Source organism: Paenibacillus sp. MER TA 81-3, assembly GCF_023713585.1.
Taxonomy (GTDB): domain Bacteria; phylum Bacillota; class Bacilli; order Paenibacillales; family Paenibacillaceae; genus Paenibacillus_B; species Paenibacillus_B profundus.
Genome location: NZ_JAMAWB010000031.1, coordinates 1 through 15,994, shown reverse-complemented (window position 1 = coordinate 15,994; position 15,994 = coordinate 1). Strand labels below are relative to the sequence as shown.

General features: G+C 51.0%; 10 protein-coding genes. 7 read left to right on the top strand and 3 right to left on the bottom strand.

Annotated features, from left to right (window positions below):
* Positions 1–18: 18 nt before the first annotated feature.
* The 3 genes from M3650_RS28615 to M3650_RS28605 form a co-directional block, all read right to left on the bottom strand.
* Positions 19–849, bottom strand: a complete 831-nt coding sequence (locus M3650_RS28615; protein WP_251579580.1) for a MerR family transcriptional regulator — start codon at positions 847–849, stop codon at positions 19–21.
* A gap of 24 nt (positions 850–873) precedes the next feature.
* Positions 874–2,094: a GNAT family N-acetyltransferase gene (locus M3650_RS28610; protein ID WP_251579578.1), complete on the bottom strand. Its 1,221-nt coding sequence runs from the start codon at positions 2,092–2,094 to the stop codon at positions 874–876.
* 204 nt (positions 2,095–2,298) lie between these two features.
* A complete protein-coding gene (locus M3650_RS28605) occupies positions 2,299–2,721 on the bottom strand; it encodes a nucleoside/nucleotide kinase family protein (RefSeq protein WP_251579576.1) in 423 nt (140 codons plus the stop codon).
* Between the two features lie 191 nt (positions 2,722–2,912).
* Between M3650_RS28605 and M3650_RS28600 the strand changes: the two genes are divergently transcribed.
* From M3650_RS28600 to M3650_RS28570, 7 genes are read left to right on the top strand one after another with little or no spacing between them, the layout of a single operon-like run.
* Complete coding sequence (locus tag M3650_RS28600; RefSeq protein WP_251579574.1) at positions 2,913–3,578, top strand: hypothetical protein; 666 nt, start codon at positions 2,913–2,915, stop codon at positions 3,576–3,578.
* Entirely contained in the window at positions 3,575–5,077 is a 1,503-nt protein-coding gene (locus M3650_RS28595; protein ID WP_251579571.1) for a phage baseplate assembly protein V, read from the top strand. The genes M3650_RS28600 and M3650_RS28595 overlap by 4 nt, the downstream gene beginning before the upstream one ends.
* A 40-nt stretch (positions 5,078–5,117) precedes the next feature.
* Positions 5,118–6,254: a pentapeptide repeat-containing protein gene (locus M3650_RS28590; RefSeq protein WP_251579569.1), complete on the top strand. Its 1,137-nt coding sequence runs from the start codon at positions 5,118–5,120 to the stop codon at positions 6,252–6,254.
* Between the two features lie 35 nt (positions 6,255–6,289).
* Positions 6,290–6,859 (top strand): imm11 family protein, encoded by a 570-nt coding sequence (locus tag M3650_RS28585; RefSeq protein WP_251579567.1) that lies wholly within the window; start codon positions 6,290–6,292, stop codon positions 6,857–6,859.
* Positions 6,860–6,897: 38 nt separating this feature from the next.
* Positions 6,898–7,395 carry a DUF4280 domain-containing protein gene (locus M3650_RS28580; protein WP_251579566.1) on the top strand — a complete coding sequence of 166 codons (498 nt, stop codon included), beginning with the start codon at positions 6,898–6,900 and terminating at the stop codon, positions 7,393–7,395.
* A 29-nt stretch (positions 7,396–7,424) separates the two neighbouring features.
* The gene (locus tag M3650_RS28575) at positions 7,425–14,978 is read left to right on the top strand and encodes an RHS repeat-associated core domain-containing protein (RefSeq protein ID WP_251579565.1); all 7,554 of its coding nucleotides are present in this window, start codon (positions 7,425–7,427) and stop codon (positions 14,976–14,978) included.
* 26 nt (positions 14,979–15,004) lie between these two features.
* On the top strand, positions 15,005–15,535 hold the full coding sequence (locus tag M3650_RS28570; protein WP_251579564.1) for a hypothetical protein: 531 nt from the start codon (positions 15,005–15,007) through the stop codon (positions 15,533–15,535).
* The last annotated feature ends 459 nt before the right edge of the window (positions 15,536–15,994 follow it).

Genomic DNA, 15,994 nt, shown 5'->3' with positions numbered 1-15,994 from the left:
ATAGCCTTAATCTAAACCCTACAACGATGGTAGGGTCAAGGGGTTTATTTGAACTCGTAATTCCCACACACTGACGTCGTTATTATTGTTGGGCAGGACGGTGTAACAAAATTCGTAAATGTCGCTCACTGCCTCGATTCCATGCTTCAAAATATGTTGACGCAGCAAGCTGTAATAGGTTGGAGATTTCGCATAGCTGTCCTCAATGAGAAGAGTCAAATAAGTGCCTTCGTTCATATGGTGAGGCTGAAAACCTTCCGGAACCACCGTCGGATTGACTAGCAATAAATAGGAAGCCGTCGTTCGTTCATTAAAGAAAGCGGGCTGCGTCACAATAAAGCCGGGTTCCACATTCAAATAATCGGTCTGATTGGAAAAGGGCAGGAAGGAGCGGTAATATTCCGTTTCCTGCTCCTTGTATGTCGACACGTCAATCGGTTTGCAAAATAGTTTTCTTGCCTCGCATTGCTGAATGGAAATCTCATTTTTAGGCTGGGCTTGCAGCGCTAAGAAATGATGGCGTTTGGCTTCAAGCTCTATTTTCAACGTTTGCAGCTCCCGCATTTGTTGCTCAAGCCGTTCTAATTGGACGACATAGACTTGATCCATTTTATCGACGTTCCAATCTGTCGACGTCAACTCTTTAATTTCGGCGAATGGAATCTCCATGCTTTTGAACGTTTTGATCTGATGCAGAAGCGGAAGCTGATGCAGGGCGTAGTATCGATATCCTGTTTCCTGATTCGTATGAACCGGAGAAAATAGACCTATTTTATCGTAGTATCTCAGCGTCTGCAGAGGAATGTTAAATATTGATGCTATTTCCCCGATCCGAAAATAGGGTTCCATTTCGCTTCACCTCCCCCTATTCAATCAAAAGTAATCGGAGAAATAAGGCTGCTGGCGAATGATCAGCTTCTCAAGCAAATTGACGGTGGCTTCATTCGCCTGGAAGCGGCCGATCCGTGCCAAGTAAGACGCTCGTTTGTAGCCCATGAGCATCGTGGTCAAGGTTTGGATATCAAATTCAGCGTCTCGGTTGCTCCCGCCTTTTGTCAAGTGCCCTTTGCCATCCTTGTCCACTGCCAAAGTGAAGATACCCTGGTTCCATTCCAGCATTGGATCGTGCAGAACGAAGGTGAACTGGCACTCGGTTGCTTGCGGCTGGAACGGGTACTGCTCTAGGAACAGGCTGATATCGACAATACGTGCCATATAGTAAGGGGCGATGGTTTCCTTAATATCGCCATCATCCAGCAAGAAAGCGAGAGGTTCATCTGTATAGATGTGCCCCTTGACACGGGTTACCATGGAGAAGTGGGCACTGATGAAATTCCATAATCCCGTCCTTGCTTCTTGGTTGACGAACACCATTTCTTTCATATAAAAGACTTCTTCGGCAATCCAGTACAGCAGATAGCCCATCGGCTGATGATGGCTGTCATAATAGATAGCTACCGTCATATCATCGAGGTCCCAACGCAAATATTCTTCCCACGCCAACTCGTTGCGGAACATAGCCCCATGGGTTTGCAAAGCGAAGCGCTGATAGACCTGTTTAATGTCTGGATGCTCGATCGTCACGCGCTCGACATTGCCGGGCACGGTCTTCAATTTCGGCAATTGGGTGTCTTTCACTTCGAACGATATTTTATCGGATATCATTTCCCAGCCTTTGCGGCGGTAATAGGGGATGGAATAAGGATACAGATAAGAAATCGACTGTTTTCGCTCACGCATATTTGTCAGCGCTTGGCGCATTAGCTTGTTCATCAAGCCAAGATTGGCATATTCAGGGTAGGTGCCGACCCCGGTCAGTCCGCCCATTTCGTATATTTGTCCGAAAATATTAACCTGAAAAGGGTACACGGCGAGCTGCGAAATCAGATTATCGCCATCGAACCAGCCCAATACATCGGCTTGCTTCAGCACGGGCAGCTTGGCCTGCGCAATTTCTCTGTTCTCCCAGCCCAATGCTTGCAAATCATGATTGGTCACTTGAAACACATAGCGCAATAAATTGTTGAATTGCTCTCCGTGTTTCGTTTCAACTTCCTTCATTTTGAGTCTCTCTTGCAATTTCTGGCGACTCATGAGTATAACCTCCAATTGTTCATCACACTACATTTGTAAAAGTAGTTTAAAAAGTATATTTTCAACCACTTGTAGTTTTAATCATACACGAAAGTTTACGTAAACAAGAACTCCACGTTCCACATTTAATCGGTGCAGGGCTCATGAATTGATTAGTAAAGGCATCCAGGTTCAAGCCTGAATGCCTTATATGCCGCACTTCGATTAAGGTGAAGCTGGATTCATGCGGCTGTATATCCAACTGCAAATGATGTGCTTCGCAGTCCCTTCCATCTGGTGGCCATTGATGATGATATCGGCATATTTCTTCGTGGGAAGCGCAAATACGATCTCGCGATGCTTGGCTGCGTGCAAGTAGTAGGTCGCAACCTCCTCCATGCTAACTCCCCAGTTTTTCATATTTCTGCTTATTCTGCGATACAACCGTTCGTCCGCATCCGCATCAACAAATATCTTTAAGTCCAGTATTTCCCTAAGCTCTGCAAAATATAGCGCAAATATGCCTTCAATGATGATGACATCGGCCTTGTTGTCCGTGGTGCGCACCTCGTTCACATCCTTCATGAACGCGTCATAGTTCAGTGCATCTGGATGGTTAAAATCGTCATATTGCATATTGGCTATCATTTACAAGCTTTTTTAGAAGACTTGCTCAATGATTTTCTAAAAAATAGAAAATGTAGACAAAAAAACCTGATAAATGTTCCAAAGATTGCCGATATCATATTTAATACTCGATTGGATATTTATTCAATTTAAGAAGGGGAAATGGGCATCAAGTGTCAGAAGCTAGCACCATTCAAGGAGGGGGAATTCAGATGAAGCATCTGGACAAGAAGATTATTGAACTGGAAAAAATGAGGAAAAATGTGGAGCAGCGGGATATCTACGAACAGCAGGCCGCTCAAACGGAAGCAACGGGGCAAGACTCTGCACAAGACAATCAGCAAGCAGATTACGCCGATCAGGAAGCGCTTTGGCAGCAGGAAGTTAGAGAAGGGATTCACAAGGGCCGTGTTGAGATCAATGGCTCCCAAGTAGAGTTCGAGAAGATCGGCCTCTTTCAGCAGATCCTTCACCTCTTGTTCCCGAAAGACTTTCTCATCTGCACGCTCGATACTGAACAACAGAAGGTGTTCCAGAACGAAGCTCACGCAGTGAACGTCATCCTGCAATATACCGATCATCCTGGGCAAGAAATCAATATGAAGGCCATGAAGCCAGAGATGATCCGGAACATGAAGAACATGGAGCTGCACACAGAGTGGGTGGACGACGGGGTGAAGGAAGTGAATGGGCAACGGATTCACTATTGCTCGTTTTTGAATCCGGTGGCGCACGGGAAGGTATTTAACTTTTTATTTTTTGTGGATGTTGGCCAGAAACGACTGATTGGCAACATCAATTGCAATGGGAAGTACGGCAAGCTGTGGACTTGCATAGCCCAAGAAATGATCGATTCAGTGGAGGTGGCGAACGGATGAGCGTATCTCTATTATCCTATCAAAATGTGAGAGTAGCGCCCTTTGATCATATGCAGCTGCTGGAATTGAGAATGATTCAGCAGGTGAATGAACATGGAAAATTAACCTTCACGGGCGTCATTTCAGAAGAGCACAAAGACAATGATCTTTATGCGATCAATGAACAGACGCCCATTGAAGTGAAGCAGATTCTGGAGCAAGGCGAGGAGCGGGTGTTGTTCTCCGGGATTATCACCGAGATGCGCATCGAGAAATCGCGTGATGTCTATTCCATTCATGCGGAAGCGTTGACGAGCACGGTAATGCTAGATATCCGCGTGAAGAGCAGGTCCTTCCAGGATGCGTCAATGAATTACGGCCAGCTTGTCCAACAGATAGGCAAAGATTATTCGAACTACGATGTGAACTATACGGCGGACAAAAACCCGGGTATCGGAAATTTGGTCATGCAGTACAAGGAAACGGATTGGGCATTTCTGAAAAGGATGGCCTCCCGTCTTGACACAGTCGTGGTTCCGGCCGAGCAATTCAAAGATATTAAATTCTTCTTCGGATTGCCGGAATCTGGCGCGGTCAAAAAGCTGGAAGAGTTCAATTATATCGTCAAAAAGAAGTTGGGCGATTATATGACCTATCACAAAAACATCCGGTCGGATGCGCAGGAGACTGATTTCATATTTTATGTGATTACAACCGACCAATTGCTGCATGTAGGGGATGCCGTGGACTTTCAGAAGGCACGGTTATATGTCGAGAAGGCCGTGTCCACCATGGAAAAAGGAAGGGTCATGCACCAATACACGATTACAAGCCGAAAGGGATTGAACCGGGAGCAGCCGTATAACGATGCTATTCGGGGAGCTTCCGTAGGCGGCACAGTTATGGCGATAAACAGAGACAAGGTAAAGGTCCAACTGGATATCGACAAGAAGCAGGATGCCGGCAAGGCGTACTGGTTTCCTTATTCTACCGTATATGCGTCCGCAGACGGCAGCGGCTGGTACTGCATGCCCGAGGCGGGCGACAGTGTTCGAGTGACGTTTCCGAGCCAGCGGGAGGAAGAGGCCTTCGCGATCAGCTCGGTCAATTCATATGCGGGAGAGCTGCCGGGGGCAACGCCGCAAGGAGCTCAAGGTACAGGGGCAGGATCGGGCGGGGGCTCCCAAGGCGGGGGTTCTCAGGATCGGATGGCTGATCCGAACGTTAGATATTTTCGCAATTCGTCAGGCATGGAGGTCACGCTGGCTCCCAGTCATGTACTCATCTCCGCCAACAACGGACAAGCGACGATCATGCTGGATCAGAGCGGATCAGTTACGATCGTCGGCCAGAACGAAGTCTCGTTGACGTCCAAAGAAACCGTGAACATCCGAGCGGACAAGACGCTGACGATGACGGCTAGCGAGGAAATTACGATTGAAAGCCAAAAGGGCGGAAAAATCGTGCTGAATAGCGGGGGAGATACGGAGCTGAAAGGAAACGAAGTCTTTACGAACTAGTCTGGCAATAGGGCGCTCCGCGCAGAAAGGGAGATCCGTTGTGACAAGAGACGAGGCGCTGCGGCATTGGCAGCAGACTGCCGTAACCGAAAAACGCATGGAGCAAATGCTGGCTCTCCACCAGCTCGTAATGGCGCAGAGGGACAGACTGGCTGACGAATTTACGGAGTCATTCAAGCGAATGTGTGTGGAGATCCGCCGTATGCAGGATCAGAAACGAAAGGGGAAGATCAAGTTTATCCAATATGCCGTGTTGCGAAACCGGCTCTTGAGCGGGGACCACAGCTGCCGAATTTGTGCGTATGACGGGCAGTGGTATGGGGATGCGGCGGAATGTGCCGCCGAATACGACGCCGGATGGGTTTTAGCTTACTTGGATGAATTCGAACGGTATATTTCAGCGAAACGAAAAATGTATGTCGGGAAGATTTTGCCCGCCGACGTGGCGTCCATCATCCGGAAGGAAACCGTGTGGTATATGGCCTATATGATCAAGCTTGCAAGATATGCGGTGAAACAGGCGGTTCGCACCGACGAGTTCGCAGCTATCGACAAAGAAGACGAGTTGTATGTCCACGTCGGTGAATACAAGGACCGAAGCGAGCTGGTGTACAGGCACGATTCACGGGTGAAGGATAGCCGGGAACTGCGGGAAATGTTCTCAGCTGGCAAAAGAACCGAATACGTCTATGAAGTGTTTAGCGGCTTGGATTTCAGCGGCATGTATTTTAAATTGTTGAACTTCAGCTTTGCCGATTTCTCTGAAAGCATGCTTGCCGGCAATTTGTTGTGGGGCTGCGCGTTCATTGGCGCGGATTTCAGCGGCGCCAATCTGGAAGGAGCCGATCTGAACAACAGCATCGTTCATGGCGCGAGCTTCAGAAGTGCCAATCTGCGAAATTGCAAGCTGGAGCAGATACAGGCGGGATTGACCTTTCCTACACAGGAACAGCTCCACATCCCGCCATTCATGGAGACAAGCTTTGCGGGCGCGAATCTGGAAGAGGCGAGCTTCAAGGGAGCCGATGTCAGAGGAGCGGATTTTCGGGGAGCGATGTTGAAGAACACGGGCTTTGCGGATGCGCATTTGGAGGGAGCGACGTTTTTGGCAGGGGATGTGAAGCATCTTGACCTGAGCGAAGCACAATTACAGCGCATCTTGATCGTCGAAGCTTGATGGAGAGAAGTTCCGCAAAGGGACCGGGAGGGAATATGGAATATTTCATCATTTCGCAGGACGAGAACGTGGAAAATATGATCCGATTCGCCGGTTTGAAATCGACTAACAAAACAATAGAGGTTACGCCGGAGCAGGCGGACGACATTCATGACATTACCGTGGTGTTTGTGGAAGGCAGCGCAGATAGCGTCTATCCCGATTATATCGGCAAACCGGTCGTATTCGTGGCGGATGAACTGAAAAAGGTGCTGGAGCTGTATGATCCAGGGTTGGTATTCAAATGCGCCATCTTATCGAATCCGCAGCACAGCATGCAAAAGGTATATTGGCTGCTGCTCCTCCCCAGGGTGGACTGTTTATCGGAGCATACGGAATTTTACAAAACAGGGGCAGTCAAAAGCATCGTAATCGATCATGCGAAGGCTGCCGAGCATGCGATCTTTCGGGTTCAGGGCTTGCTTGAAAAACACGTCATCATCAATCTCGATGTGGCGGAGAGCCTCTTAAGAAGAGACTTGCTGGGTATGCGCTTGGAAAAGGTGCGGAGCCGCTGCGCGGCAGAACCGGCGTTGTCCGATGCGGAAGCGGAGCAGCAAGGATAAGGCGGTTCATTGAAAAGGAAAGTCAGGAGGGGATTGTAATGGAGGAAATGCTGGATGGTGGAGGCAGCGAGCAGAAGGAGCCCAAATATGTTGTACACGGCGCGTATTGCATGTGCACCCAAGGGACGCGTCCGGCCCGGTTGGTCGTTCCCGCCAGCCACGGGGATTACATTCATGATCAGCCGCAGCTGAATGTCGAGGATCGCGTTCCAATGACCAACATCAGGCCGTTTGGCTTATGCCAGAGCACGGAGAATCCCGCTGTACAGGCCGTAATTGCTGCGCTGCCTCCTATGCCGAAGCAAGAGGAGGCAGGATGGTTCGCCAGTCTGTTCATTAAAAAGGAAGCGCCGCCCCCAGAAGAGGTTCCGGCGCCTGTATGCGTAGCGATGTGCGTTCCGAATGTGACGATGCCTTGGCAATCCGGGAAAGACAACGTATCGATCGGGGGATCGGACGCGCTGCTGAGCACCTGCTGGAATTCATGCACGTATGGAGGAGTCATAACGATAATTCACGATGGGCAAAGGGAGTAGCTAACCTAAGGGAGGAGGGAAGGAAGAGGATGAGGATTAGATACGCGGGGTTGATTCTCGATATTCAGGTTGATTTGCAAAGCCTAACCGGACTTACCCTGACCAAAGAAGTTAATGAGCATGTGCAGCTTCAATTCAGCGCCATCATTCCGGAGGAGAAGAAGGATAGCTGCATCCATGAGCTTGAATTCGGCGCTCCGGTCGTCCTGTACCAAGAGCTTGAAGACAGTGGGGAGCGGAAGGGGGAAGACAGAAGCAACCAAGGGGAAATTCTGTTTCATGGCATGATTCGCAATGTGGAAATCCGGTGCATACGAAGTGTGTATGTGTTGGAAATTGACGCCGTGTCCTATACATACGCTTTAGATATGGAACGAAAAAGACGTTCCTTTCAACAAGTGGACATGACCTACCGTGAGGTGATTGAGCAGGTTCTGAAGGAGGAGCCTAACGCCTATTTTCAGGATCACGCTTCTGAAGATGAGAAGATCGGCCGGCTCATCGTGCAATATGAGGAGACCGACTGGCAGTTTATTAAGCGGCTTGCATCGCATTTTGAGGCCGTTGTCGTGCCGGATGCGGCTTCGGGAGCGGCTCGGTTCTCGCTTGGTGTTTCTACGGATCATGAGCCTGTCGATGTAGCGGACGATCAGTATGTCATCCGGAACGACCTGCGCCGCTGCCTTTTTGCCCAGACGAATGAGAACCCTGAACTGCGGGACACGGATTTTATCAGCTTTGAGGTGGATACGCTAGCCTCACTTCCCCTGGGGGGACGAGTGAGCTTTGGACGGCGGTTGTTCGTCATCCGCCGAGCAAGGGCCATCGTACAGGATGGCATATTGCAGTACACGTATACCTTCTGCACTGCTGACGGCGTAAGGCAAGGTTATATCGCCAATGCCCGGATTCAAGGGGTGTCCCTGGAAGGTAAAATTACCGAGATTTCGAGAAATCAAATCCGGCTGCATCTCGGCATTGATCCTGCGCACGCGCAGGGCAGCACGTGTTGGTTTCCTTACTCCACAGGCATAGACAACCAGATTTCGTACCTAATGCCGAAGCCGGGGTCTCAGGTCATGCTGCATTTTCCGACGATGAATGAAGGAGAAGCGATCGCCATCGGAGCGGTCAGGAAGGGAGCGGAGCAGAGCAAGTATGGGCATAAAATGTCCGACCCGCAGAACAGAGCCCTCAACAACGATACGGGCAAAGAAATGCGGTTGTCCGCTCAAGACATCGTGTTCAGCGCCAATGACGCAGACAGCATCAAGCTGCGTCTGTCGGGAGACGGTGTCGTGGAGATCGTCTCCGATACCGACTTGTATGTGCGGGCCTTCGCCGATATGACGATGGGAGAGAGCGAGAGCGCAAGTGCGGCAGCGGACGCGCCTCCGGTCGTTCCGAAGCGGATCGCCATCACAGCGGGTGAGGACGTGTTCATTAGCCGCAGTCCAGGGGAGTTCGTCGATCCCGCACACGCCATTGCGATACAGGATATGACCTATGTGATGGCTGCAAAAATCATCTATTTGGGTGAGCCGGGTAAAGCGCCGGCAGAGACGTTCGACGACAGCGCGCAGCTGGCCGAGGACGCCAAATTGATGAAAGAGGTCAACGATCACGCGCTGGCCTATCGGGAAGCCTGCATTGCCAAGGCGGAGCAGGCGAAGAGCAAATTCGGGTTCGGCGCCATTGCCTTGGTAGTCGGCGTAGTTGCCGTAGCAGTCGCCACTGTGGCAACGGGGGGCGTTGCCCTTCCCCTCATTGTCGGCGTTGCCGGAACCGTCTCCGCCGCCGTAGGGGTCAGCGAGATTGCGGAGGGGAGGGAGGACTTCGCCAAAGCCCTGGTGGGCGACCTGTCCAAATCCCACAACTTCATGCGGGATACCGTGCTCGGCGGCAATGAGGAGCTGTACAACATTGTCAAATACGGCTCGGTGACCATCGCCGTTCTGGGCGGGGGCTTCATGCTCGGCGGAACGACCGTCCTGACCGGCGGATTAACCGGCGGGGCCATCAATACGGCGATTACGGCGATATTCGATCCGTACGATCCCTTGAATGGCAGTCAGACAGGGGAAGGCTTCTTTGGTCATTATTTGAAGAGCTTTTACAACGGCGCACTGGCGGGAACGATCTCTGGCGGCATATTGAAAGGGATACCGTGCGGATCGGGGATGCTGACCCAGTTCGGAGGCAGATATACGGCGAGCTTCGTGTCATCGAACGTGCTGGGGATCAGCAATACAGGAGGCGCGGATCTATTCGGCAATGCGGTGCGAAGCGTCTTTGGCGCAGCGTTCTCTTTTGCGGGAGGCAAAAATCCGTTCGGCAAATACGGAGCGGCGGTAACCGGAGATATGACCGGGGAAACGGCGATGCAGCTGTGGAAAAATGGAAATATCAATACAGCAACCTTTTTGAGCCAATTGAAGATGTCCTTAGTAAGCAATGTGGGGAATCTGGTTACTAAGGGAGACCCGATCGATGTTGCCAAAGGAAGGTTCTACCTGCAAGCGACCGATCTGGTCGTCCATGATATCGGAGACACGCTGGAGCTGACCCGAAGCTTTAACTCGCTTAATCCATTCGTCGGCATGATGGGCAGAGGCTGGCTGTTTGCCTTTGAGAGCTCGCTGACCCGGCTGGAGGATCGCATGTTTCTCATCTGCACGGACGGGCATTATGAGAGCTTTGTCAAGCAGGGGGACGTATGGAAGAACGAACGGGCGGGAGCGCTCGATTATCGCCTGAGCGAGGAACCGGCAAGAGGCCGGTATGTCGTCAAGCACAAGCGGCAGACCTACGTCTACGACGGGGCTACCGGACGGCTGGAATCCACCAGCGACCGCAACGGCAACCAGACGACGCTTGCTTATGACGAACAGGGCCTGCGCACGTTGACCACACCCGGCGGCAAGGTGCTTGCCTTTACATGCGAAAACGGGAAAGTTATTAAAATTGTGGACAACATTGGCCGCAAAGTCGAGTACCGATATGCAGGCGAGCTGCTCATTGGCGTGACGTACCCGAACGGGGGCGCAGTCGCGTATGCCTATGACGAGGAGGGGCGTATCCTTTCCATTACGGATCAAAACGGCCACACCTATGTCCGCAACGTCTACGATAGCGCTGACCGGGTCATTCGGCAGTACGATCAGGAGGGCCATGTCACAGAGATCGCGTATGACGAGCGGGCAAGGCTCACCACCTTCACGTTCCATGCGACCGGAGTGGTGGAGAAATACAAATACAACCGCAATTATTTGGTCACCGAAATTCATTATGATGACGGTACACATGAAGCCTATACGTATGACCAATATCAGAACAAAGACAGCCACACCGATGCGAGCGGGGCTATCACGCGTTGGGTGTACGACGAATACGGCAATTTGCTTGAGGAGGCGCAACCTGACGGAACGAAGGTGCTGCACCGGTACGATAGCGGCCAGAACCGGATCAGCACGACGACGAACAGTGGAAGCGACACCGTCTATACTTATGACGAACGTGGCAATCTGCTTGAGGAAAAAGCGTCTATCGATGATGCGGATTATGCCGTCACCACGTATACGTATGACGCGCGCGGCATGCTGCTGAGCCGGACGGATCCGGCAGGCCATAAGACAAGCTTCCGGTATGACGCGAAGCATACGGATGCGCCGACCCTTGTTCAGGATGCGGAAGGCCAGCAATTCAGGTACGGCTATGACGAAGCGGCCCGGATGACGAGCATAACGACCGCTTATGGAACGGTAGAGTTTGCCTACAATGCGATCAATCAACGGACGCGCATCACCGACGCCGAAGGCAACACCACCCTCATGTTCTACGATCCGATTGGGAACTTGATCAAGAAGGTGCTGCCGAACGAATATATCGAGCAGATCGGCAGCGGCAAAGGGACGGAGTACCGCTATGACTTCATGGACCGGCTCATTCGGACAACCGACCCGATGCAGAACGAGTATCGTGTCATGTACGACATTCATGACAACCTGCTGAAAGAAGTCAATCCGAACCATTACAGCCGAGCTGCCGATGACGGTGCGGGGATGGAATACGTGTACGACCATAGGAACCGCCGGATCAAAACCTTGTACCCGGACGGCGGGATTGCCCGTACGAAATACGACGCCGCCGGAAATGTGATCAAGACCATCGATCCTGAGCGATATGATCCTGAGACGGATGATGGCTCGGGCACCGAATACGCTTATGATGCAATGAACCGCCTCATCCAGATTACCGACCCGGCAGGCAACGTCAGCAAGCGATTCCTGTACGACAGCGCTGGACGGGTGGTCAAGTCCATCGACGCCAAAGGCTGGATGAGCGCCAAAACGGATGAAGAGCGCTTCGGCACATTGTATGCTTATAACCGGATAGGCTGGCTGACCGAAAAACGGGAGCCGGTGGAGGCAGCGGACGGTACGATTCTATATAAGCTGACTCTGTACCGCTACGACAAAGCGGGCAACCTGACCGAAGAGAAACGGACGACGGAGCATGTCGGTGAGACTGGATATGCGAGCCGATACAATAGCATCTGCTATCGTTATGACAAGCTGGGCCGGGTAAGTCTGATCTACGACGATACTGGTGCAGAAGTCCGCTACACCTACGACTGCCTGAATCAGAAAACATCCGAGCGGCGCAAGCTGAGCGCGCAAAAAGTCCAGATCACCCGCTACGAATACAATGCGGCGGGACTGCTTGAGCGCAGGCTGGATCTGATAGACGTGGAAGATTTGGCGGAAGGTGCGAAGAAGGCAAATGACGGAAACAAGATTGCCGCAGTGACTTCCTATTCGTATGACCGGAACGGCAATGTTACCAAGCTGATCGTGCCGGAAGGGTATGAGACCGAGGCCAGCTATGATATGGCTGGGCGGATCGTTCAGCTCAGCCGCCGCGAGAGCAAGCACGCCAAGGCAAGAAGCGTCTACTTCAAGTACGACCGGGCGGGCAATGTGCTGGAGGAAACGGATACGAACGGAAACCGCGTCACCTACGACTATGACGTGATGAACCGGCAAATCCGGATCACCGGCAAGCGGGGCGACACGACGCGGCTGTTCTACGACAAGACGGGCCAAGTCATCAAGCATGTATCGCCGAATCAATATAATCCGCTTACCGATGACGGTCAGGGCACGGTCTATCGCTATGATGCGTTGAACCGACTGACGGAAGTGTTCGATGCTTACGGTCACATCGTGGAGCAGAACCGGTACAATCAGGCCGGAGAGTTGATCCGCAAGCAGAGCGAAGGGATCGGCGTCGAATACACGTATACGATCGGCGGCCGTGTGAAGCAGATTCGCACCGCCGAGGCCAGCGCGAAGGGCAAGGTGAGCCAAGAATACACCTACGACGCGGCAGGCAACATTACGGGCATCGTGGACGGCGAAGGGAATGCGACGCGGCACACCTTGGATGCGTGGGGCAACATTAAGGTGCTCACCCGCGCGGACGGAAGCGAAGAGCGGTATAGCTATGACCGTGCCGGAAATATAACAAGCTCGACGGACGGCAACGGGCATACGACCTCGTACCGTTACAACAGTCTGGGCAAGCTGGCCGCGATTGAGGATCCGTCGCAGCAGGCGATGGTGTACCAGTACGACAAGCAGGGTCGCCTGACGCGGCAAATCGACCGCAACGAGCGCGTCATCGAATACGCGTACAACTTCGACGACCAATTGGTGAAGCGCAGAGAAGCATCCACCGGCGCGGAAGAAGCCTATATGTACAACGAGGACGGCACCTTGAAGACGGCGGTCAACGCGCATGTGCGGTATGACTATACCTACACGCCGGATGGCAAGCTGACGGCGAAGTATAGGAGCGAGCCTCAGAACGGGACCCTTCGCGAAGGGAGCCGGCCGAAATGGTTCCAGGGCACGCAGTCCGGGCAAGGCGCAGACGGAACGGGCGGCCGAGGCGGACAGCCATGGCCAAGCTGTGTGCACGGTCTGGCTGGACACGGCGCGCGTAAAGTGCTGGAATATCAGTATGACGCAGATGGAAATATGGCCGGACTAACCGATGCTGCGGGCAGACATACGGAATACCGCTATGATAAAATAGGCCGTATCGAGGAAGTGCTGCAGGGCCGGGATAGCGTAGCGAAATACAGCTACGGCGAAGGCAACCGCATCGCCTCAATCCTGTATGGCAGCGGCGTCAACGTCCAATATGGCTATGACGGGGACGGCCACATGACGAGCCTGCGGGCGACGAGTCAAGAAGGCCAGGACCTGATGCGGCACACCTATAGCTACGACAACAACGGCAACCAGATTGCCAAGATGGAGCAGCATCAGCTCACCCTGTACGGCTACGACCGTCTGAACCGCCTGTTGGAGGCGGATTACGGCAGCGGAGCGCAAGAGTCGTTCAGCTACGACCGGGCGGGGAACCGCATTCGCCGCGTGTTGGACGGGCAGACAACGAGCTATACCTACGACAGCCGCAATCGGTTGTTGTCGTTCTTGGAAGAGGATAGTCGCCAAACCGAGTTCGAATACGATCGCCAAGGCAATATGGTCTCTGAACGTTCTGGCCGCGGCACCACGACCTATTCGTACGACGCGTTCAACCGGACTGCCAAGGTGGAGAAGCCGGATGGCAGCCATATCCACCATGAGTACGACCCCGAGGGTTTGCGCAGCGGCATCCGCGAGAACGGCGTTACCAGCCGCTTCGTGTATGACGGCTGGAACATGGTCAATGAGTTGGACGGGGAGCATAACATCAAGGCATCCTATGTCCGCGGCCATGAATGGCTCGCGCAGGTGGATGGCAGGGGAGATTCCTACTACTACCTAAAAAACCAGCACGGCGATGTCGCGCACATCACGAACCGCCTCGGCAGAATCGTAAACAGCTATGAGTACGACGCGTTCGGTCGCACTCTATCCGCCACAGAAGGCATCCCGAACCGCTTCCGCTATGCGGGCGAGCAGTATGACCACACGACGGAGCAGTATTACCTGCGCGCAAGGTTCTATAACCCTGTAATCGCCCGGTTTACGCAAGAGGACGAGTACCGGGGCGACGGACTGAATTTGTACGCGTATGTCGGGAACAACCCGATTAATTACGTGGACCCGAGCGGGTACAGCAGCCAGTCATGCGGTGGCGGCGGTAAGAAGGAAGGGCCTTTTGGGGGGACGGGTGAAGCGGGCGTAAGTAAGGTTGATGGATGGTTAGTTGGGAAAAAAGGCGAGGTTAATTGGAAGAGCAGACCTAACTTTGGACATACTTTTGAAACACATGGTGCAGGTAATAAGAATTTAGAGTCATTGAAAGGACGAGCAAGAACTGTTAATGAACTAGGAAAAATGACAGAACAAGGTCAATGGCTTGATAATCAAAAAACAGCAGAATTTCTAAATTCGTATGGTAAAGTTGATAAGCCAACCATTGTTGATATACCAGAGGGGTTAGGACAAGTAATAAAACCATCTTGGGATATAATACCAGCTACAAAAGCAGTTATTATCCCTAGTTCAAAAACGGGTAAACTAATAACTTCATATCCTGTAAGTGAAGCATTTAAATTGAAATAGTAATTGAAAAAAGGAGGAAAAATTCAATGTTTAGAATGTATTTACAGCATAAAAACAACTTTGACAAATTGACTATTGAAGAAAAAGAATATGATGATGAGCTTGATGATGAAACTAGTATAATATCTGACATTTGTAAATATTTACATCAAACTAAAAATATTGAGTTTATTGTTTCAGGGTTTGGAAGTGAACTTTGGCCAGTAGATTGTAATTTCGACCTTCCATTGATTATTGAAGAATTGCCAGAGATAATTCAAAATTTCAATAAAAATGAATACAACTTCCGCTTAGGTTTTTATGAGCAGGGTGTAATGAGGGAGATAGGCTTTAGAGAGGAAGGTGGAAAGATGCAGTTAGAATGCAAAAGTTTAATACCTGGATGGTTACCATCACCTTCGCACATAGTAATGGAAAAGTCAGACGTGAAAAAAATGCTAGAAGAATTGTTTGAAAATTTTATTGCTTATAGCAAAAAGGTATGTCCAGAACTACTAAATGAAAAACTTTTTAGGGATTGGATTTACCTCAATAATATCTCTTATATGTTAGAATAAGGTACAAAGTGCTTATGAAACCTCAGAGGGGAAAATTACAATTCACTAAGCACAACAGATTATTGGGTTCACAGGTAAAGCTAAGCCTTGCAAATTTATTAAATCAGGTCTTATTGGAGATATATTCTCTGTTGAGACCTGTTTCTTTTTGCCCCGCCCAAGACAAGAAAAGCGGCGGGGCTACCCAGTGTCGAATGAATCACCTTTACGACTATGAATAAAAGTAACCCTAGTGATACCAGAGGCCACTGAAAAAGTCCCTTAGTCCTGAAAGAGACCATTCTTCATTTTTTTGAAGAGTCTGTCTCTTTTTTTCGGTATAATCAAAGTAACTCATCAAAGGCTGGTGATCTCTGTGCTCCCGAAGCAACAAAGCTTTATTTTGAGCCCATATATGGAACTCTACAATCTGGTAGTTCCCAAAGATAATCTACTGCGCAGAATGGACGAGTTGGTGGA